Genomic DNA, 21,001 nt, shown 5'->3' with positions numbered 1-21,001 from the left:
CCCTTATTTATTTTAATTAGTCATTTTTAGGCACGGAGATAAAGATCCGAAATCCCCGCTCCGTGGTGATATGAACGTTGCCATTCAGGGCAGCCACCCGGTCACCGATATTTTTTAGCCCGATACCATCGCCATTAAGATTTCCGCTGCCGCTGCCGTTATCCTGTACCACCAGCTGGATCAATCCCGGATGTTCCCGAACCACCAGTTCCACTTCATTGGCCTGAGAATGACGGATCGTATTGGAGAAGGCTTCCTTGACCACCGCGATAAAACAATATTTCACTTCTTTATCCAAGGGTGATTCCACATCATAGTCAAATTTAACCGGACAAAATTCAAAATTCTTAATCAGTTTCTGCAGTTCCAGCTGCAAATCCAGTGATTCATCGTGAAGATCGTGGACGCTGTTTCGAATGCTATCCATGGCTTCTGAAAGGGTTTCTTTGATCTGAATTAACCCTTCCCGGGTTTTTGCTTCTTCACTGATTGCCAACAGTGCCCCGGTTTGCAAAATACTCCGGGACAGCATATGGCCAACATTATCATGAATATCCCGGGCGATCCGGTTGCGTTCAGTCAGAGTGGCCAGATTCAGTTCATAATCCTGCTTTTCCAGTAGCATCTGATTCTTTTTTTCCAGCTGCAGGGCCGTTTCCCGGGTGGTATCCCGAAGAGCCTTATAATCGTGTCTCAATTTTTCCAGCGAAAGCGAACGCATTTTAAGAAAATAGGCCACCAGCATAAAGATTGGTATCAGCACCACCGCAGTGCCACTCAGCGCTGTAAAACCGGTTGCGGCTGGCAGCAGCGCCAGCGTCCACAACCATTTATAGCGGGAAATCAAAATGTCATAGCCGATCAGTGGCACAAATAAAAGATAAACCGGCTCAAAAAAACAGATTAGCAGATAGCCGCCAAACAATCCCACCGTCACCGGCCCTTCCGTTAAATAACTGGAGGCCGCTGCAAAAATCACCGCCACCAGTACCGGAGCAATCAGCAGCACATTATCCACCGTGGTTAGATACAAGGCCAGACAGAATCCAAAAACAATTACCTTATCAATCAGCTTATTCATTTTTACCTGCCTTTATCAGAATCGTATCGCTGTTAGCACTACAATTTTATCACTACTTTAACATAAATGGTGACATTTGTCATACCCGATCGGGAGGCTTATCACTATTAAAGCGTGTGCCAATGGCGTAAAATAAAAGCATCAACCAATATAAAACTGTTTGCGCTGCTGCTTAAGCAGGCATACCGATAAAGGAGAAAGAAAATGGTCATTAATGTCAAAAATCTGGTAAAACGTTACGGCGATCTGATCGCTCTCGATCACTTCAATCTGGCGGTACAGGAAGGGGAAGTCCTCGGGCTGCTGGGCCCCAACGGTTCAGGAAAAACCACCGCCATCAACTGTATTTTATCGCTCTTAAAATACGATAAGGGAACAATTGATATCTTCGATCAACCGATGACTCCGGATGCCTACCATCTTAAGCGGGACATCGGGATTGTCATGCAGAATGTCGCTGTTTTTAATGAACTGACTGTATATGAAAATATCGACTACTTTTGCGGTCTGTACATTTCTGATAAACAGACCCGTAAAAAACTGGTGGCCGAGGCCATTGATTTTGTCGGTCTCAACGATTTTAAAAAATTCTACCCCAAAAAACTCAGCGGTGGTCTCCTGCGGCGTCTGAACATCGCCTGTGGAATTGCCCATAAACCGAAACTGATTATTCTGGACGAACCGACGGTAGCCGTCGATCCTCAGAGTCGTAACAATATTCTGGAAGGGATCCAGAAGCTGAATCAGCAAGGCGCTACGATTATTTACACCTCGCATTATATGGAAGAGGTGGAGCAGATCGCCAGCCGCATCGCCATCATGGATAAGGGTAAGATCATTGCCATGGGCACCAACGAAGAGCTTAAGAAAATGATTAAGTCCGGAGAACACATCAACCTTGAACTGCTCAACCCCGAAGATCTCGACCTGGCCGGAATTAACGCCCTACCCCATATCATTTCAGCCGAACGCCGTGACCACCAGCTGGTGATCAAGTCTGAGCGTGGTAAGAATAATCTGATCCCCATTCTGGATCACCTGAAAGATCAACAGATTGCCATTGGAAAAATCTATTCCGAGCCACCGACACTTAACGATGTCTTTCTGGAAATCACCGGCAAAGAGCTGCGAGATTAGGAGGAGTCATGTTTTTATTTAATTATCGCTATCGCCTCAAGTGCATTCTTCGGGATCGGGAATTGATGTTCTGGACCCTGATGTTTCCAATTCTTTTGGCCACCCTGTTCAATCTGGCTTTTTCTAATATTACCAGCGCCGAAGAATTTGTTAAAGTCAAGGTAGCCGTCGTAAAAAATGAAGAGCTTGATGCCAACCCGGCTTTTACCGCCGCTCTGGACGACACCGGTAATATTTTTGAGGCGACCTACACCACCCGAACAGAAGCAGAGGCACTGCTCACCGACAATCAGATTGACGGGTATATTATTTTCGACCCGGATCTCAATCTGGTAGTCAACCGATCTGGTCTTAATCAGACCATTATACGGGGCTTTCTGGATGATTTTTTACAATCTTCGGCTACCATCGTCACCGTCATCACCAAAAATCCCGCTGCCCTGGATCAAGGCATCCTGGCCGGGATTGCCAATCGCTCCGAATACTTGCGGGCTGTTTCGGCCAGCAACTCCAACCCCGATCCGGTTGTCAATTACTTTTATGCGTTAATTGCAATGACCTGTTTATACGGCGGCTTTCTGGGAGTCAAAGAAGTGGTGGCTATCCAGGCTGATCTTTCGGATGTCGGGGCCCGAATCAATCTGGCTCCAACCAATAAGCTAAGTGTCTTTATCTCTTCAATGCTGGCGGCTACCACTGTTCAACTGGCAGAACTGCTGATTCTGCTGGCCTTTGTGATCGGCGTGTTGGGAATCAGCTTCGGCGATCAGCTGGGCTACATTGCTCTGACCTGTGTCGTCGGAAGCCTCACCGGAGTAACCTTCGGGGCCTGCGTCGGTGTCATCGTCAAAAAAGGTGAGGGACTAAAAACAGGAATCCTAATCGGTTCCACCATGACGATGTGCTTTCTGGCCGGAATGATGTTTGCCGACATGAAGTATATTGTCGCCACCAAAGTCCCGATTCTTGGCTACCTCAACCCGGCCAACCTGATCACCGACAGTTTTTATGCCCTCTATTACTATAATACGCACACCCAGTTTTTCACCGATATCCTGCTGTTGTGTGGATTCACCGTTTTATTCAGCGCAATCACGTACTTTGTGTTAAGGAGACAGAAATATGCAAGTTTATAAAGCTTTTTTTCGAATTATCCAGAAAAATCGTGGCCAGATCCTCATCTATCTGGTGGTCTTTATGGTGCTGGCACTGCTATTGACCAACGCCTACAACCCACCCCAGGATACTGATTTTACCAAAACCCGGGTCAATATTGCCTTTATTAATGAAGACGATGATTCTCAACTGGTGGCAGGGCTTAAAAACTATCTGGGCGAATACGCAAACCTGGTGGATCTTCCTGATGATTCCCAAAAACTTCAGGATGCGCTTTTTTTCCGGCAGGTGGTATACATCCTGCGGGTGCCGGAAGGCTTCACCACAGCGATGCTAAACGGCCAGGAAATCCAACTGGAAAAAACCATCGTCCCTGATTCCCCCAGTAACATTTATATGGATCTGCTGATCAACAAATACTTAAATACTGCAAAAACCTATATCACTTATCTACCCGAACTAACCCAGACCGAACTGGTCAGCTACCTGAAAACAGATCTGACCAAAGAAACCGAGGTCACGGTGATCTCGAGTGTTTTCCACTCGGACAACGCCGAAAAATCCGGCTACTATTTTAACTATCTTTCCTATTCGCTGTTTGCCATTCTGATTCTGGGGGTCTGTTCGGTGATGCTGGTCTTTAATGATACCGATCTAAAACGGCGCAACCTCTGTTCGCCGATGCGCGCAGCAACAATGAACGTTCAGATGATTCTCGGCAACCTCAGTTATGCGGTGCTGACCTGGTTGGTGCTGATCTCCGCCAGCTTTGTGATGTATGGCAGCTACATGTTCACCACCAATGGCCTGCTGCTGTTGCTTAATTCCTTTGTCTTTACCCTGGCAGCACTTTCAATCAGCTATCTGATCGGTAATCTGGTTAAAAGCCGGGGCGCCATGTCAGCAGTGGCCAATGTCTTCGCCCTGGGCACCAGCTTTCTCAGCGGTGTCTTTGTACCCCAGGAACTGCTTGGTCCCAATGTCCTGATGATTGCCAGCTTTACCCCAACCTACTGGTATGTTAAGGCCAATAATGAAATCGCAGCTGCCGCCAATTTCAATACCGACACGCTCCAGTCGATTTTTACCAGCATGGTACTGGTGCTGGCCTTTGGGGTAGCGGTCCTGGGGGTAACCCTGGTGCTGATTAAGCAGCGTCGAGTGGAAGGGTGATTGGTTGGATCGATACATAGAAAGTAAAAAACAGGTTCGGGACAACGAGGGGGTTGTCCTGACCTGTTTGTTTTATTCGTTGGAAAATCGTCTCCAACTGCTGAGATAACAACAACTTGAGTCAGATCGATAGCAACCATCATCCTTTGCTTAAACAATGTCACAATTTTATACATTGTTCTTATAAATACTTGCCTATCCTTCCCAAACCAACTATAATAAAGATGAGGTGATACCGATGCTGACACTTGCTCAAATTAAATCTGAATTTAAACCAAATACCCCAATTTTTTTATCTGATCTGGAAAATGCAAACATAATTTCCGGTGATGCGTTAAGAAAATCCTTTTCCCGGATGGCTAAGACCGGAGCGCTCCGACGCTTTCAAAAGGGTATTTACTATATCCCAGAAAAAACCATCTTTGGTGAATCGTCGCTAAATCCCGCTGATGTGATCCGGCGAAAATATCTTAGCGACGATAACAATCAGTACGGCGTTTTAACCGGTCTGGCCTTGCTGAATAAATGGGGGCTCACCACCCAGGTTCCCAACGTCATCGAAATTTCAACCAACAATGAAACCAACCGCAAGCGACAAGTTCTAGTCGGCGGTCAAGCTGTGATTCTCAGGCGTTCCCGAACGCCTATTACCAATGAAAATGGAACCCTGATTGAATTTCTCGAAGCCCTTTCAAGCATCGATTTTAACAATGTCGAACAGCTTAATTATTTGTGTAACTACCTTAAAAGCCAAAGCTTTTCACGGTCGCTACTCGATCAGGCACTCATCGCCTATCCTAAAAAAATTTATCAAGAATTGGTTGAAAGTGGGATGATTAATGATTTTGCATAAGGATGAAGTCAATTTCAGAGAGAGTGTTTTAAGAACCAGTGCATATTTTAAGATTGCCCCTGATATTGTTGTTAAGGATTATTTTGTTACGCTTTTTTTAAAGACGTTGAAAACCAATTTGCCAAATTTTATTTTTAAAGGCGGAACATCTTTATCCAAGTGTTACAAAGCAATCAATCGATTTTCAGAAGATATTGATCTTTCATACTATCCAATCAATGATGGAAAAATCACACAAAGTACAATCAAAGAAACAAACCGAAAAATCAGACAAACAATTGAAGATCTTGGATTTGAATATTTGAATGCTACTGATTTCAAATCAGGACGAAAATTTCAAAGATTTCTGGTTCAGTATACCTATCAGGAAAACCACGTTGTAGTCAGAGATCATATTGTCGTCGAAAATACCCTGCTTTCCCTGGCTTTTCCCGTACAGGAATTAGAAATCAATTGTTTAATGGCAGATTATCTTCTGGTACAACAATTTCCAGAAATCATCAAGACCTACCATTTAGAACCCTTCCCGGTTTATGCTCAGGATATTGGACGTACTTTTATTGATAAGGTCTTCGCCGTCTGTGATTATTACATTGAAAATAATCCAACTGAACATTCCCGACATCTCTATGATTTATCGATGATCATTGACAGACTGGGTAATCTGGAATCTCTTATTCCGCTGATTGCTGAGGTCCGAATTGAACGACACAATAATCCCAGCTGCCATTCAGCCAACCAAAATCTGAATGGCATTCTTACCGAGATTATTGCCGAAAACTTTTACCAAAAAGACTATCAAAAAATCACATTGCAGTTATTATATGACCCAGTAGCCTATGATGATGTCATTCAGACTTTAAGAAGAATAATTGAATCCCGGCTATTCGCTATCGATTGCTGATTTTAATAAGATCGACAACGATTGCCGATAGCATGATGGGCTCTTTTACGTTGCCTGCATCTGCAGCAGCTGGACTCCCAGCTTTTGGGCCTCATGGCTCAGGGTCTCAAGCATCCGCCTGTAGCTGGCATCAATGCCATCTTTAAATTCCTGAACCCGGTTATCCCGGTTGATGGAAGGCAGGAAAAAGATGGCAAAAGGAATCAGGCCGACCACCAGATTGGCCAGTAATTCACAAACCACATCGACCCGATCCCGGGAAAAATCAAAATCAGTGAACTGGCCCCATTCCGGCTTGCCGGTACGCTCTCCCGCCAGGGCATTGAGCTGATCGACAAGCTGGCAATAATAGGTTATAGCCTCAGCCATTTTTTCCTCGCCGTATTGGCTGATCGCCTCATAGACCACCTCGACCGAGCGGCCAGCATAATCATTGATCCGATTCACGGTGGTCTGGGATGAGGCATTAAAAACCGTTACCGTTTCCTTGATATAGTCATACACATCGTTGCGCCACTTTTCCAGCAACAACTGCGCATGGGTCAAGACATTTCCCGGCACCTTAAGACAGATTGATTGCCACAGGTTTTCCCGGATATTGTGGATGATATCCTCCATCCCAAAAGGCTCGGACTGAAGCCCGCCCAGCAGTTTTTTCGAGACCGAACAGGCCCGGACAATATTACGCCGCTCAATGCCGAGATCCTGCAGAATGGCTTCCATCTCATGGATAGCGCCATCCACATTGGGTAGGTCGCAATGCGATAACACCGTCATTACCCGGTTGCCCTGATCGATCAGCTCCCGGATAATGGCTTTTTCAAAGGCTTCGATCCGGGCTGTCTTGGCAGAAAAAACATAGATAATGGTGTGAAACCACTCGGCGATATGGTCGCAGTCATGACGTTTGACCTCCGACACAATCAGATCCTGCCAGCGTTCTGCCTGATTGACTTCCAGCCCCCAGGTATCATAAAGATTGATGGTAAGGGCTGCCCCGCAGTCGTAGGCGTGCTGGTAAAGCCCTTCGGCTGTCACCGGTCGGCCGGTTCCGGTCTCTTCCAGCTCCAGTCCGAAGATATAATTGAGCAGACTGCTTTTACCGACGCCTGATTTTCCAATCATTAACACATTGGTTTTCAGTTTCTTGTCCATTGTTCTTTACCCTCCTCATGGCAACATCAAAAATATCATTAAAGTCATCCGCCTTAAATTCGACTCCCATTTCATTTCCTCCCTTGCTGTTTGCATTTTTTTATAATCATCACCAGCCGCCTTATTTTTCGGCTTCCTGATTGGCCGCTTCGTCTTCTTCTGAGTCCGTTTCATCGTCACTGTTGCCGCCAAAAAGCAAAGCTGCGACCAGTACAATGGCACCAATGATCAGTAGCGGAATACCCAAATAGACAAATACAGTGGCCCAGAACACCAGGCAGAAAAAGAAAATCATTGCCCAGAACGACAGGATCTTCATGCCCAGATCCAGAGTATTTTCACCCCAGATCACTACCTTTAACAAGCCGCAGATTTTAAAGGATGAAACCAGACTGATAATCAGAATAATGATGTAAAAAATTGTTTGCATGTGACACCTCCAGATAACTTATTCTTGGCCAGCCCCACCGATGTGCATGCAGTACCCGGACAGGTTTGTTGGGCGAGTTGCCGCCTGCTGCTGGCTTGAGATTATTATATGATAGGTGGGTGGACAGGAATTGGGTGGGTGACGGGGATTTGTAAGAATTTTGGGAAATAAAAAACCGCCGAAGCGGTTTTTATGGAGGAAGCGTGCTGTTATTATAAATTCTCGACTTCTTCAAAACGATCTAAAATGTAGTCAGCTAATAATTGATTCAAAGCTATAACATCTTTAGAATAAGACGGCTCGTACTCGTAGACATTATCCATTGAATCAATAATAATATAATCTCCATCTCCCTTGTTCTCTAATACTATGTATTTTTTCAAATCTGGAAATGTCAAATGAAAATTGTTTGTGACTTTTATCATATCAGATTCTATTCCCTGTCTCTGATTAATCCCATGTAATTCAACAAATTTATAAATCAAAAAGCCGTAATTTAAGAGATATTTTTTTAGCTGACTACCCATTTCCACATTTATAGCTCTTTCAACAGTATTCAACAGTTTTTCATTAATTCTCTCTTTATCGTACAAAACGTCGTGATTACTAATGAATTTATCCAAATTATCCATTACTCTTGTCCTCCTTCACTTGCTCTTTCTTTCCAATGATTTGGTTTATCATGATTCTGATATTGATTTTTCAACACTGGATCTCTCCTCCAGCTTTCTGTGCTATTATCATGTAATACACTATGATTCTTTCCGCCATGTTCTGAATTTTCACTTAATTCGGCCAAAGGCGAATCATATGATTGACCCATATGATGAAGTTCAATTTTTTCACCAGTTTTTGCATCAATTGGTGATAAACCCTTCTCCATACGTTCACGATTTGACATACCTGTTTTTTCATCTATGTAATCTAAGTCAATATCTTTTACCAAAACCTTCCTGCCATTTATTTCCATTTCTTTGACACCAGCATCTTTATATATTTGATATTGATCCATTGTTCCTATTGCATCGATAACTTCATCCGACCATCCTGTTTCCTCTTTAATCTGATTTTTCTCGTCATCAGTCAAACCTTTTTTTTCCTGGTTCAGATTTTCAACTGCTGTCTCATTCAAATTGCTATTACTAATTTCAGTAGCATCAAATTGCAGTGGTTTATCAAGCTCCTTAAAATCCAATTTCGCTGCAGGCACCTCTTTTGCTAATTCACTGAGTTTGCTCTCAGCCATGCTTTTTCCCATTTCACCAGCAAATTCCATCATAGACGCATCCCTCCATTCTCCACTTGTTCCCGCCATTTTGCATAAATGCCCAAATCAGTTTCATGATTTCGAATTATATTTCTTAACATACATTGACAGGTTCCCAAAAGGATTTGATTATTATCCTCATCAATTCGATGCTTTATCAGCTCAATCATTGACCGTGTCAATTCCTGATAATCACTCGATTCCATAACACTTTTTCTGACGTGTAAATCACTCTCCAGAATTTCAGAGACATAATGCGATAAATCAGTAAATTTATCCGTTGTCCAAATCTCCAGTGAACCGGTGCTTTTAAACTCATCCGTTAATTGTTTTATTAATCGCTTGTGACTAGCCGCCAGGTTTGAATTAATTAAATACTGATCGATATAGTCAAGATCCGGTTCAATTTTCTCGATAATACGGCCATGTACCAAAAATTTAATAATCTCTGTTTTTAGTTTTTTTTCATTTAGACCGTCCCGTTTAAGTTGTTCTTCAAATATATAATGTTTATTACTCAATGTTTGATGTTTATTAACTTTGCATAAAATTGGTTCCAGCCAGTCATTCTGATAAACGGCGGCAACTCCAGTTGGCAGTTTTGCCAATTCTTTGATCTGGTCGTCGTTGAGGGAAGCCGCTCTGCCCACCAGTTCCCGATCTGAATAATCTGGTAATCGTAAAATTATTTTTGTATTCGTATTACGAATCACCGACATATCCATTAAACCTGGTGATTGATCGGCAATAATAAATCCTTCACCATAGGTTCGCATTTCAGCAATGCTGTTCGCCAGCATTTCCACTGATTTACCCAAAAGATTTGAACCTTCATTGCTCTGCTCGGTTGAGGTGCGCTTCAATAAATGGTGAGCTTCTTCCAGAACCGTCACATGTTTGAGATCAGCATTCATACCACCCTGTGCCATTCGGTGTTCCTGCAGGCGCATAACCAAAATCCCCATAACAAGAGCCTTGGTTTCCATTGATCCGACCCGGCTCAAATCGACAATCGTATTGCTATCAAACAATCGTTGATTGTCAATCTCATCACAGCCAAAAATCCGTCCATTAATACCATTGGTTAATGACTTGATTCGTGTCGCCAATGACCCGATATAATTTCCTTTCAGTTCTTCCGAATAAGCAGACTCGCCAATAACCTGATTAAGTTCCAGCAGCACATCTGCAAAAGTTGGAAATAAGGCTTCTGCCGTTTCGTTTTCCGAAAGATCGAGATCCCATCCTGCCGCAACATAAGCCCGTTCGACCGACTCTTTCAAAACGGCGGGCATTGCCGCATACATTGGCCAGCAAACATTGAATATTTCAATTAGTTTATCGATATGTTCCAGGACATGAATCTCTTTAGGAAATTTGAATGGATTGATTTTCAGCAAAGGCATAATCTTAGGATTGGTACCGTAAACATTAACACCCTCTTTATTACCAAAAACATGCTTATACTCGCCCTTTGCCGGTTCAATAACTAAAAAACGAACATCATTTTTTTGTAGTTTATTTAATACCCCGTAGATTGTATTTGATTTACCTGCACCCGTTGAACCGGTAATAAAGGTGTGCATTCCCAAACTATTAATATCCAATTGGATTGGTGTATCATCCGAGGTTTTGCCCATATGATAGACCTTACCCAATTTGATGGACTGTTCCTGCGCTTGTGAAGCTGATAAACGTTGGATATTTCTACCAAAGGGAACACATTCAATAACCGGAAGCCCGGTTATTGACTTCTTTGGCAAACCGATACACAAAGCCAGTTCTTCCGCACTAATCAACGAAGCGGGTGAAACATAGGTCTCAGTTAAATAGCTCTCTGCAAAATTGGGGTGGGTAAAACGTTTCAAGTAATTAAGCACGGCCCCGCTCTTATTCTTATTCCAGGTATTAATATGGGCTGTTTGCAGATACGATGCATCCCCTTTCAACAATGCATTATAGGCACTGGCAACCCGTTTATTATCGCCAAGTTCTTTGGTTATTATATAGGATGCATAATTAAACGCACCATAGCTTTCGCAAAGGTTTAGTCGTTCGATTTTCTGATCAATATTTTTTAGAATGTTTTCTGCTTTTTTATTAATCATAGAAATCTGTAATGAACGCCCCTTTGTCTCGGTTGTTCCGGAAGAAAAACCAGTAATATCAGCGATCACATCGCTGACACCGCTATTATAAGTCACCCCAAAACTGTCACTCGTGTTTCCTGTTTCTGATAAAGTGTCGGAAGAATTTTTGCCTTTACTTACTGAAGCATTAGCACCAACACCAACAGCTCCACCTCCACTTACACCTCCAAAAAGACCCGCTGTGCCAGTGAGCGACTCACCTTCAGTATGGGCTTTGCTCCAACCTTTGGAAATGGTGCTGTTCTGGGTATCACTAACACTGGTATTGATCGCCTTTGAAACACTGTTTGAAGTCGAATCAGTCAGACTTAACCCCTCACTCTCATTGAAATTCAATTCTGTTTTTAAAAACGGGAAAATTTGTGAGTAAAGATTTTCCAGACTATTTTCACACTGATTCAATTGATCAGGTTCAACTGAATCAGCAATGGTCAAAAGGGTATACTGAATACCGGCCAAGGAATCAACCATGTTTTCAATTCCCTGAATATAAGTTGCATTATTCTGTTCCTCTTCATTGCGCAACGAAGGAATACCCGACACTGACGATACCACGGATCGCTCAGCAAAAATATCTTCAAAAAGCTCCGCCATTTCATCGGCACCAATATTCTTCATCTCCGATCCCGGCAGATTGCCACAGAAAGATCCGCATAAGAATTTTCCCATGTTCGACGTGTCCTGTTGGGACTTATTGACCGTCCCCATGTACAAGTCGACATTGCAACCATCGCTGGTAATGATCGTTACAACGGTACTGTTGATTGTATAAAGCCCATTGAGGATCGTTGAAAGCTTGTCTAAGAAACGCTCGTCTTTGTTATAAACCAATTTGGAAACCCTATACAAACGGGTAAACTTACACACCTCACCAATAATGCCCAGTTCATTTGGCAACTCTGCAATCTCATAGCTTTCCAGTTTCGCTAAATAATTCTTAGTAATGATTTCATTTACCGAAATAAATGAACGGGTAAGATCATGGTAGTCTCTGACATCCAATTCATTTTTCATTGTTGCTGCCTTTCCTTCGTCGAATTGTATAGATCACTATTCTTTTTCATAGCTTCTGTTTCAAATTCTAATTTACACTTCAGCTCTACGCTTTTTCCACATTTAACTACTAATTCTAAGCTGACTGTTTTATCATCAGAGCAATTGCTACTGCCACCAATAGTACTGCACCTGCCAGAATCAACACCAGGCCCCCGGAGATTTTCTTTTTCTTCGGAGACCTTCGCTGCTCCCCCATGGGTCTTGTGCTCTTTTGTCGTTCAACTGGCTTTCTTTCGTTCGTTTTAGACACAGGAGCAGTACTATCTGTTTTCTTTTTGGCACTTTCTTTTCTATCATATAAATATTTCCCTAAAACACGAATGTCTTCGATTCGTTCATAACAAAAATTATTTTCAAGTGCAAAAACAGCATCGGCAAAAGTATCTTCGTTTATTTCTTTAAGTATTAACTCTCCATTTTGCGAGAGCCGTTTAAACTGTGCCTCGTCACATTTTTCAATCAACTGCTCATAAACATCTGGATAACTCGTTTTAATATACTTTAGCATCTCCTTCAGCCGACCATCGGACAAGGTTCGATCAGTATAAACCACCACACTTAGATCGCTTGCTACTTTTTTGACCTCTTTCTTTTCTAGATGCTCTTTTAAATACTCGTTCACTTCAAAATTACTCATCTCGTTCCTCCTAAAAACTTAGAATTTCTTTTAGCTGTTGGCTAATGCCATCGATATAACTCATTTTCCACTGATTCGCTTCCAGAGCCTTTTCTTTTTCTTCTTTTTTCATATTTAAATTGTTGTTGATATCGTCATTAATCTCATTGAGCGTGTTATTCACTACCTTCTCGGCTTCGTCCATATTATTTTTAAAATACTCATTAAGTCGCTGCACTTCATTTTCAGCCCGTTTAAAGACCTGATTAATCTGCTCATTCAGTTCGGTCTTCCACCCCGTTACAGCAGTCTCAACTGTTTTATAAACATTGACAAATTCGCCCTCACTGACCATTCTGCTCTTCTCAATTTGCTTAGGTTTCCAGAACTTAAGTTTTCCAAAAAATCCGGAACGCTCGGGATTACTGACGGTATAATACTCTTTATGCTTCTTTTCTTTGGTATTGGCTCTTATCAAACTATTGAGATCTTTGACATCACAGTTTTTAAAGCTGACAATTTTTTCAAAATTAAAATTGTTGATTTTAATACTATTTTTGAATTCATCCATAAACGCTCTGAATTCTTTTAGCATCTCATTCCCTCTAGCAATAATTTCGGTTTCAATTTGATTCGATAGTTTACGTTCTAATCCAACCAGATACTCTTCCTGTTTCTTGGCAAATTCTCTGAAAATCCGATCACTTGCTTCTTTTTTAATTTCAGTTTTACCATTATATTCATCAGTCATCCGTGCTAAATCTCGGTTGATTTCGCCTTTAACCTGGCTTGAATTTAAATCAAATTTGAAGGAACCGATTTTTCCCTCAATTGTTGCTTTTTTATTTTTCAGCTCACTGACTTTGCTTCTGCTGTTTTCAATGTCCTTTCTCACTTGCTCTAGTATCGCCGTATTTTCCTGGATTTCTTTGTGAAATTTATTTTTCATTTCTTCCTGATCAATAATCTCAATTAAGTCCTTCACCGCATCGTTAATTTTCATCGGATAGGCATATTTTTCAAGATATTCCTCAACCGTTTCTTCCAATGCCGGAACGCCGGTGTGGATGAGTGCTTCATATTCTAAATCTTCTTTTTTTCGAGCTTCTTCAATCCGGATTTTAATATTTTCTCTGCCTTCTGGCGATAATGAAGCAAACTGTTCAAAACTTAATAATCGCTGAAAGATGCGATCCTCTGGGTCTTCACTCTCAAAATTCTCAATCCAGTTCGACACTTCTTTTTTATCTCTTCTGGTTATTTTTTCACCCCGTTTATCCATCCGGATCAGTTTTGCAATTTCGGCCGTAACCGGAAACAGATTCGGATAATGAATCCCTTTCTTCACGAGATAATTTTTTGTTGTTTGAATAACATTTTTAACCGTATCATCCTCGTCTTCAGGATCAAGATCATCACATTTATTGATCACAAAAAGAAAACGGTCTTCGGCCTGTTTGCCGTCTTTTTGCATAACTTCAGCAATCGATTGGAGCAACTCGTTATTGTCATCCGATTGGATCGTTTCCGGACTCATGACATAAATAACCATCGTATTTTCATCCGAATGAATAATCTCGTTTGTCAGTTTTTCGTGTTCATCATTTGTCGAATTATTCGGCCCCGGTGTATCCACTAAAAATAATGTCATTTTATCTGATTCAATCCCGGGGATTGGACCAATTAAATCAATCTGTTTAATCTCTGTATCAGCATTAAAATCTTCCAGCGCTTCGAGGGTAACATCTTTTCTTTCAGAAACTGCCTTGCCATTTTTATCAAAACACTTAACATCAAATGTCACCATCTCTTCATGGTCTCTAATGGTTGTGATGGTTGCCGTACATGCGGCTGTATTTGATGGCAACAGATCTCGACCTAAAAGAGCATTGATTAAGGTCGACTTCCCACTGCTCATGGTAGCGATGACACAAACCTTAAAGTCGGCTTTTTTTGCATTTTCATAAGAATTCTGAATCGAATTTAATTGCTCCTTTGTAAAAACATCCATTCCTTTCGAATTAATGTTTTTGATGACATCATCCAATTGTGTCATTATATTCTGATCATTGCTTGATAATTCTGGTTCACTTAAGGTAATTTTTTTTGAGCACTCCTGTTGCAGATAAAGCCTGAGATCCTCGTAATCCACCGCTCTACCTTTAAATTTTACTTCCACACTGCCATTATTGGTCAATTCCAACAGTTCATTACACAATCCATTCCAGTCGCCATTTTTATTCAACCATTGCTGGAGCCTTTTTTCTTTGATCCGTGAAAAGCGACTATCTTCTGTTAGTCGCATACCATCCAAGAAAAACTCCGAACGTAATTCATAGGGGTTGTAGTTAATTCTAAATTCCATGTTGTTACTCCTCAAATCAATTTTTATATGTTACTGAAAAATTGGATGGTTTTGCTTCTGTGCAAATATCAACAATGTCTCAGCATCTTTCGCAACTATTTCGTCACTTACCATCTGACAAAAATCTTCGATTTTTTCATTAAGCGCTACTGTTGGATTCAGTTGATTCTGAATCTCTTTCTTTAAATTTTTAGGCATCCAAATGATCCGTGATAAGTCTTTTTTGTCAAAGTTTTTCAATTCTGATTCTTTCAGGATCTTATATTTAAATCCTTCTGAACCAAAATATTTTTTTCCTTTATCCCGCATTTCCATCAACTTTAGGTTATTTATTCCAATGGGATTGACATTGCAATAATCATTATTAATCACAATCAGACCATCCGAGTTTATCATCCGCACAACTAAACACTCAGTGATTTTAGAGTAATCAAAGCAAACGTTGTCTTCATCTGTAAAATCTTTTTTTTGCATATATTTTGTTTTTTCGTCACTGCTAATCTGCCCTGTTTCTTCTTTGTAATGGTCACTCCCTTTTTCTAAAACATACTGAACCCTCTTAAAAACTTCATTTCCATGCTTAACCAGTTTTAATTTTTCATCAAAATAATGAGCAATTGCTTCCGCTAAAATCGGAAATTTTAAATAAGTATCCACACATGTGATAAACTCATTGATCTTTGCTGGATAAACTAACTTTGCCAAATATTGCTCAATTGATTCTTCCAGCACCGGTACTCCCGTGTGAATCAATCCTTCTGCAACAACATTTTTTTCTGTTTTCGCAGTTTTTAAGCGCTTGGCAAGCGTCTGACGCACTTGCGGGGTTACTGAAGAAAACTCTTCAAAGCTCTTTAGCCTCTGATACTCTTTATCCTCAGGCTTGCTGTTATCAAAAATTTCCAGCCAGTCATCAATTTCATTTCTATCCTTTCTGGTTAATTTTTCCCCACGCTGATTCATCCTGATCAGTTTGGCAATCTCAGCCGTAACCGGATAAATATTTGGTTTATCAATTCCTCTTTTTTTCAGATAGGCCTTTGCGGTTTCCAGAACACTTTCGATGGTATCATCCTCATCTTCTGGATCCAGATTATCGCACTTATTGATTACAAATAAGAACCGCTCGTCAGCTTTTTTTCCCGCTTTTTTCATTGTTTCAGCAATCATCTGGAGCAGTTCATCATTATCGTCAGACTGTATCGTTTCAGGACTCATTACGTAAATGACCATTGCATAGTCATCTGATTCAATCATTTCGAAAGTCAGTTTTTCATGATCATCATTGGTCGAATTGTTTGGCCCAGGCGTATCGATCAGATGTAAGTTAAACCTTGATGTCGTAATTCCCGGAATAGGGCCCTCTAAATCGATGATTTTGATCTCCTCATTTTCGTTATATGATTCCAATTCTTCCAGAGTTACATCCCTTTTCTCAATATAAAGTTTCCCAGTCTGATCAAAGCACCGTACATCAAAAACCTCCATCTCATCATTATCGGTCAAGGTAGTAATGGTTGCCGTACAAGCTGCCGTATTTGAGGGCAGTAAATCGCGGCCTAACATCGCATTGATCAAGGTAGACTTACCGCTGCTCATGGTGGCAATCACACAAATTTTAAATTTATTGCTGTTGATCTTTTCAAATTCATCGGAAAGTTCACATGAGATCGTGTCGTTCTGCTCCAACTTATTGATAAAACTGGATATTTCATTCATCACGATATTTTCGTCTTCAATTAAAACTGGGGCACTCAATAAAACTTGGTCACTCTGATATTTTTGAAAGTTTATTTCTAGCTCCTTGTAGTCAATCATTCTTCCCCAAAATTCTAGATAAAGCCTTTCGTCACCAAATTTTTGTTTAAGTTCTGCAAAAATTCCCTGCCATTCCGATGTCACTTCAAACCAATTCTGAATCTTTTTATTGTAGATATATTTAAAAATACTGTCATTCTCAATTTCATTTCCGTTATATGCAATTTGACTTTTTTTCACATACGGATTATAGCTAATTTTTACTATCATTGATGCCTCACACAATCTGAATTCATTATTTATTCCTCCCCATACTTCCCCCGCATCCGCTCAATCATCGCCACCATCTCTTTTCGGTAACTCGGTGGGCTTAACACCTCAACCCAGTCGCCCTGGGAGAGCAGCCACTTCTTGACCCCTTCACCGTAAACCCGGGCTGACAAGGTGGTGACGCCGTCCTCGTTTTTTTCTACCTTGGCGGTGGGCAATCGGTCCAGAACCGCCTCCAGAGACGGGCCGAAAAAGCGGAAGCGAATGGTCGTCAGTTCACCGGTATACATAAACTGAATCTGCTCCCGAAATTCACCTTCTTTAAAGCGGTTGCCATAGTCAATCGTAAAACGCTGATCGCCCTCACAAAAAGCATAATTGAGAAACCGGTCGAGCCGGAAAACCAGCGAAACGGGGTTCTCCTTGCCATTGATCTCGGCAATGACATAAAAATAATACTCATTGAACATCAGCCCCAGGGGATTGATTTTATAGGCCTTCACCGTACCATCCTGCTTTTGATACTGCACATCCAGCACCTGCTGCTTCTGAACACTCTGGCTGAAAAACCAGATCCGTTCAATTAAATCCTGACCGTGTTTGACCGGCTGATAAAACTGGCGTTCATTGCCGATGGCCACCTCAATGGCCTTGCGGTTATAGGATAAACGCAGCAGATGATCGAGGATTTCCTCCATTTCGTTTTCGCTGAAAGCCCGGGCATCCAGCAAGACCTTGGCCACGGCAAAGATATCATGATCCGACAACGCCATACTGCCTTCCCGATACAACCGGTGGCCCTGACGCTTGCGGTCATAGGCAACCTCACTCTCAGGATAAAGCTCTTGCAGATAAGCTTCTATTTCCTGGAGATGCCGCTGGATGGTTTTGTCCGTGACTTTCTGTTCTTCGGCCCACTTCTGTTTGTTGACGATCTCACCCCGGATGATCTGATCATAGATGGCGAGAATCCGGGCGGTTTTCTTTTTATCATGTTGTGATTTCAATCGACTGTTTCACCCCCCTTTGAGTTTTCTTTAAATCCGCACATTTTTCTTACAGCTTTTACACACCTTAACCAGCCCCAGTGGCCCCTGCATCGTCGTGGTGGCGGGATTCTGATGGCAGATCTGGCACAATGTCTTGTGATTCTTTTTCTGACTCGGATCTTTTTTCTCAAATAACATTGTCATTCCCCTTTTCCATGGATTTATTTGATATTAAAATTATATCGGAACAGCCTGGATAGAATCTGTCCTCTATCATTAATTTATCCATTTTTTATTTGCTCACTAACAGCGACACCTGAATATCTGAAGCCTTTAATCAGCCATCACAATTGCGGCTATTCAAATCTTAAATTTCTCAATTGCTGATTTAATCGACCAATGTGCTCCTGATGTTTTTCATTGCCGTATTCTTTTGATGAAACATCTCTTAATCAGCCATGATTTTAATTCGACAATAAGCCGTATTTTTTTATTATACGCCATTTTGTAACGATTTCAAAACTTTTAGTAGGTAAATTTATGCTTTTTACGCACCATCCTCAAATCTTTAACAAATATCAAAAATTTGAGTATCATTCGCTAAAAATATCATTATATTCTCATCTCTTTCATCATACACGACTCTCTGAAAAAGACAAGATGTGGCAATTCGTGTGCCAGAAAAATTTCTAATAAAAAGAAAAACCGCCGCAGCGGTTAGTAAGTTCCATCCTTATGTCATTTTCAGAAAACCGGGATTATAGTCGGCGATAAAAAAACCACAGGTTGATAATACCTGAAGCTGCTCTTCCTTTTCCAACAAAGCCAATTGCAACTGTAATACTTTAAGATGGTCTATCTCCTGCGTTACGCCATCATGAGACCAGTCAATTCGCTCATCACTTTGGAGCCCGTGGGCTTTTGCCATATTTTGTCTGATCACAATCGTCATTTGATCCCTGGATACCGCAAACTTTCGATAATCGCTTCCCAGCGTTTCTTGCTGAACCCTTAATTTATACTTCTTGTTTTTCAATTCAGCTAAAGCTGTCATACGATGATAATAATCGTCATCTGGAATTGATTTCAGATGATAAAAGGCTTCAACCATCGGATAGTTAAGGTATAATTTGCCCATATCTGAAGAATCCGAAAAATGTTTCTGTAATGCCAGCAAAACATCACTATCATAACGTGAATCCTGTGGATCCAGGTCAAATACCAGTAGAATATCGGTATACTTTTCATCAAACAGTTTTCTGTTTTCTTCACGCTTCTCTCTTGATTTTAGGACAAGCAGAATATCTGTTGCTTCAAGATCTTCCTGTCCAGCCATCATCATTTCCTGATATAATGCATAAATATTGGTACAATAAGATACAATCCGATAATCATCGAGAATTGGATAACTGCTGATTATTTTATTCATCAACAGAACATCAGTTTTTGCTCCTTCAACCAATACGAGAATTTTCTTTATATGTGCTTCATCCATCAAACTCACCACTTACATAGAGTTTTTCCAGATTATTACCTTCCCGTAATTCCCTTTTGGTGGCATTGGCCAGTGAAGTGAGCTGATTAGGGGTCAAAATAAAATAACAATCCGGCCTCATCATCCGATTCGTTAAAAGATTCGTGTTGTGGGATGTCAGCACGGTCTGAAAACCATCCATCGATTCCAATAAAGTAACGATCATCTCGGAAAGTTCAAAATGATAATATGCATCAAACTCGTCAATAAACAGAAAACTCAAGTCTTTTGAAGCAGACAACCAGTAGTATAAGGTATATAAAGCCTTTGTACCATTGGACGCCGTTTTGAAAAACGGCAGTGGTTTTTTGCGTTTAAAATACAACCGCTCCTGTCCATCCGGATCAACTATGATTTCCAACTGTTCGTCGATTCCGGCCCGGTTAATCAGACTTTGAAAGCCACCAAGACGATCATGGTCTAAAATAAACGAAAAATAATCCTTGCTGTCATTTTTAAAACCAATATAACGATTTTCATCCAGACTACGACACCAGAGCATGTTGTTCACAAAGCGCACCATTTCTTTTAACGGCTTGATCCCATCGCCAGCAGTGTTGCTGACAACATATTTTAAGATCGAAAAATGCTCGTTTAAAAATTCATAGTTTAGCGACGGCACCCTTTTTAACAGCCCTTCCAGATTTCCCTGTTTGTTAGAAAAATTATAAGAAAAGACAATTTCAGAGTCCATTCGGACTTCTTCAAATTGAAGCACCTGTTCCTGATTCTTGTGATACCGATATTCAATTTCTGAGTCACCAATCCTAAACACATACTGGAACTCGGCAAAACCGGTATCATTATCGGCATTCAGATAATAGTCATACAATCCCGGGGTGACATTTTTATCCGTCAGATGTGTTATCAGATCAAAAATGGCAAGGCCAATGTTTGATTTACCCACCCCATTTTTCCCATAAATAATGATTTTATTCAAAAAACCATCTTTAATACAATCCTTACTGAAAGAGTAATCCCGAACATCGGAAAAATCCAGTTCAATCTGCTCACTGAAATTTTTAAATCCTTTGACTTTGAAATTCTTAAGCATTTGCGTCTCACCTCTTCTCTTTGCTTAGATTATACCCTACTGACTTGTAGATGCAAGTATAAAAAGAAGGATACTGTAATTTTTTTACGGTAT

18 protein-coding genes are annotated in these 21,001 nt (G+C 41.1%); 5 read left to right on the top strand and 13 right to left on the bottom strand.

Annotation, left to right across the window (positions count from 1 at the left end; all coding sequences use genetic code 11):
* Positions 1-16 precede the first annotated feature (16 nt).
* Complete coding sequence (locus B3F51_RS07260; RefSeq protein ID WP_148637156.1) at positions 17-1,081, bottom strand: sensor histidine kinase; 1,065 nt, start codon at positions 1,079-1,081, stop codon at positions 17-19.
* A gap of 204 nt (positions 1,082-1,285) precedes the next feature.
* Between B3F51_RS07260 and B3F51_RS07255 the strand changes: the two genes are divergently transcribed.
* From B3F51_RS07255 to B3F51_RS07235, 5 genes are all read left to right on the top strand, one after another.
* Positions 1,286-2,218: an ABC transporter ATP-binding protein gene (locus B3F51_RS07255; RefSeq protein WP_148637155.1), complete on the top strand. Its 933-nt coding sequence runs from the start codon at positions 1,286-1,288 to the stop codon at positions 2,216-2,218.
* An 8-nt stretch (positions 2,219-2,226) separates the two neighbouring features.
* A complete protein-coding gene (locus tag B3F51_RS07250; RefSeq protein WP_148637154.1) occupies positions 2,227-3,354 on the top strand; it encodes an ABC transporter permease in 1,128 nt (375 codons plus the stop codon).
* Positions 3,341-4,507 (top strand): ABC transporter permease, encoded by a 1,167-nt coding sequence (locus tag B3F51_RS07245; protein ID WP_148637153.1) that lies wholly within the window; start codon positions 3,341-3,343, stop codon positions 4,505-4,507. Before B3F51_RS07250 ends, B3F51_RS07245 begins: the two co-directional genes overlap by 14 nt.
* 238 nt (positions 4,508-4,745) lie before the next feature.
* The gene (locus B3F51_RS07240) at positions 4,746-5,360 is read left to right on the top strand and encodes a DUF6088 family protein (RefSeq protein WP_148637152.1); all 615 of its coding nucleotides are present in this window, start codon (positions 4,746-4,748) and stop codon (positions 5,358-5,360) included.
* Positions 5,347-6,264, top strand: a complete 918-nt coding sequence (locus B3F51_RS07235; protein ID WP_228878216.1) for a nucleotidyl transferase AbiEii/AbiGii toxin family protein — start codon at positions 5,347-5,349, stop codon at positions 6,262-6,264. The genes B3F51_RS07240 and B3F51_RS07235 overlap by 14 nt, the downstream gene beginning before the upstream one ends.
* A 45-nt stretch (positions 6,265-6,309) precedes the next feature.
* Here B3F51_RS07235 and B3F51_RS07230 read toward each other — a convergent pair whose 3' ends face one another.
* The 12 genes from B3F51_RS07230 to B3F51_RS07175 form a co-directional block, all read right to left on the bottom strand.
* Positions 6,310-7,419 (bottom strand): GTPase, encoded by a 1,110-nt coding sequence (locus B3F51_RS07230; protein ID WP_286946335.1) that lies wholly within the window; start codon positions 7,417-7,419, stop codon positions 6,310-6,312.
* Between the two features lie 121 nt (positions 7,420-7,540).
* Entirely contained in the window at positions 7,541-7,849 is a 309-nt protein-coding gene (locus tag B3F51_RS07225) for a hypothetical protein (protein ID WP_286946333.1), read from the bottom strand.
* Between the two features lie 212 nt (positions 7,850-8,061).
* Entirely contained in the window at positions 8,062-8,481 is a 420-nt protein-coding gene (locus B3F51_RS07220; protein ID WP_286946331.1) for an SMI1/KNR4 family protein, read from the bottom strand.
* On the bottom strand, positions 8,481-9,128 hold the full coding sequence (locus B3F51_RS07215) for an HNH/ENDO VII family nuclease (RefSeq protein WP_286946330.1): 648 nt from the start codon (positions 9,126-9,128) through the stop codon (positions 8,481-8,483). Before B3F51_RS07215 ends, B3F51_RS07220 begins: the two co-directional genes overlap by 1 nt.
* Positions 9,125-12,280, bottom strand: coding sequence for a helicase HerA domain-containing protein (locus B3F51_RS07210; RefSeq protein WP_286946329.1), 3,156 nt, complete (start codon positions 12,278-12,280; stop codon positions 9,125-9,127). Before B3F51_RS07210 ends, B3F51_RS07215 begins: the two co-directional genes overlap by 4 nt.
* A 115-nt stretch (positions 12,281-12,395) precedes the next feature.
* Positions 12,396-12,959 (bottom strand): hypothetical protein, encoded by a 564-nt coding sequence (locus B3F51_RS07205; RefSeq protein WP_286946327.1) that lies wholly within the window; start codon positions 12,957-12,959, stop codon positions 12,396-12,398.
* A 10-nt stretch (positions 12,960-12,969) separates the two neighbouring features.
* The gene (locus B3F51_RS07200) at positions 12,970-15,303 is read right to left on the bottom strand and encodes a dynamin family protein (protein ID WP_286946325.1); all 2,334 of its coding nucleotides are present in this window, start codon (positions 15,301-15,303) and stop codon (positions 12,970-12,972) included.
* 30 nt (positions 15,304-15,333) lie between these two features.
* Complete coding sequence (locus B3F51_RS07195) at positions 15,334-17,331, bottom strand: dynamin family protein (protein WP_286946323.1); 1,998 nt, start codon at positions 17,329-17,331, stop codon at positions 15,334-15,336.
* 29 nt (positions 17,332-17,360) lie between these two features.
* On the bottom strand, positions 17,361-18,338 hold the full coding sequence (locus B3F51_RS07190) for a helix-turn-helix transcriptional regulator (protein WP_286946321.1): 978 nt from the start codon (positions 18,336-18,338) through the stop codon (positions 17,361-17,363).
* 30 nt (positions 18,339-18,368) lie between these two features.
* Positions 18,369-18,518 (bottom strand): hypothetical protein, encoded by a 150-nt coding sequence (locus B3F51_RS07185; protein ID WP_286946319.1) that lies wholly within the window; start codon positions 18,516-18,518, stop codon positions 18,369-18,371.
* 535 nt (positions 18,519-19,053) lie between these two features.
* On the bottom strand, positions 19,054-19,815 hold the full coding sequence (locus B3F51_RS07180) for a hypothetical protein (RefSeq protein WP_070370290.1): 762 nt from the start codon (positions 19,813-19,815) through the stop codon (positions 19,054-19,056).
* Entirely contained in the window at positions 19,808-20,908 is a 1,101-nt protein-coding gene (locus B3F51_RS07175) for an AAA family ATPase (RefSeq protein WP_070370291.1), read from the bottom strand. Before B3F51_RS07175 ends, B3F51_RS07180 begins: the two co-directional genes overlap by 8 nt.
* Positions 20,909-21,001: the final 93 nt, after the last annotated feature.

Source organism: Acetobacterium sp. UBA5834 (assembly GCF_002435675.1).
GTDB classification, from domain to species: Bacteria; Bacillota; Clostridia; order Eubacteriales; family Eubacteriaceae; genus Acetobacterium; species Acetobacterium wieringae.
The sequence above is the reverse complement of the archived record's forward strand: the minus strand, read 5'-3'. Positions and strand labels throughout refer to the sequence as shown.

Excerpts from the sequence above, each read along its gene's own strand:
- B3F51_RS07175 (WP_070370291.1), bottom strand. The coding sequence starts at position 20,908 with ATGCTTAAGAATTTCAAAGTCAAAGGATTTAAAAATTTCAGTGAGCAG.
- B3F51_RS07215 (WP_286946330.1), bottom strand. The coding sequence starts at position 9,128 with ATGATGGAATTTGCTGGTGAAATGGGAAAAAGCATGGCTGAGAGCAAA.
- B3F51_RS07240 (WP_148637152.1), top strand. The coding sequence starts at position 4,746 with ATGCTGACACTTGCTCAAATTAAATCTGAATTTAAACCAAATACCCCA.
- B3F51_RS07255 (WP_148637155.1), top strand. The coding sequence starts at position 1,286 with ATGGTCATTAATGTCAAAAATCTGGTAAAACGTTACGGCGATCTGATC.
- B3F51_RS07180 (WP_070370290.1), bottom strand. The coding sequence starts at position 19,815 with ATGGATGAAGCACATATAAAGAAAATTCTCGTATTGGTTGAAGGAGCA.
- B3F51_RS07245 (WP_148637153.1), top strand. The coding sequence starts at position 3,341 with ATGCAAGTTTATAAAGCTTTTTTTCGAATTATCCAGAAAAATCGTGGC.
- B3F51_RS07230 (WP_286946335.1), bottom strand. The coding sequence starts at position 7,419 with ATGGACAAGAAACTGAAAACCAATGTGTTAATGATTGGAAAATCAGGC.
- B3F51_RS07195 (WP_286946323.1), bottom strand. The coding sequence starts at position 17,331 with ATGATAGTAAAAATTAGCTATAATCCGTATGTGAAAAAAAGTCAAATT.
- B3F51_RS07250 (WP_148637154.1), top strand. The coding sequence starts at position 2,227 with ATGTTTTTATTTAATTATCGCTATCGCCTCAAGTGCATTCTTCGGGAT.
- B3F51_RS07235 (WP_228878216.1), top strand. The coding sequence starts at position 5,347 with ATGATTTTGCATAAGGATGAAGTCAATTTCAGAGAGAGTGTTTTAAGA.
- B3F51_RS07200 (WP_286946325.1), bottom strand. The coding sequence starts at position 15,303 with ATGGAATTTAGAATTAACTACAACCCCTATGAATTACGTTCGGAGTTT.
- B3F51_RS07220 (WP_286946331.1), bottom strand. The coding sequence starts at position 8,481 with ATGGATAATTTGGATAAATTCATTAGTAATCACGACGTTTTGTACGAT.
- B3F51_RS07260 (WP_148637156.1), bottom strand. The coding sequence starts at position 1,081 with ATGAATAAGCTGATTGATAAGGTAATTGTTTTTGGATTCTGTCTGGCC.
- B3F51_RS07225 (WP_286946333.1), bottom strand. The coding sequence starts at position 7,849 with ATGCAAACAATTTTTTACATCATTATTCTGATTATCAGTCTGGTTTCA.
- B3F51_RS07205 (WP_286946327.1), bottom strand. The coding sequence starts at position 12,959 with ATGAGTAATTTTGAAGTGAACGAGTATTTAAAAGAGCATCTAGAAAAG.
- B3F51_RS07185 (WP_286946319.1), bottom strand. The coding sequence starts at position 18,518 with ATGTTATTTGAGAAAAAAGATCCGAGTCAGAAAAAGAATCACAAGACA.
- B3F51_RS07210 (WP_286946329.1), bottom strand. The coding sequence starts at position 12,280 with ATGAAAAATGAATTGGATGTCAGAGACTACCATGATCTTACCCGTTCA.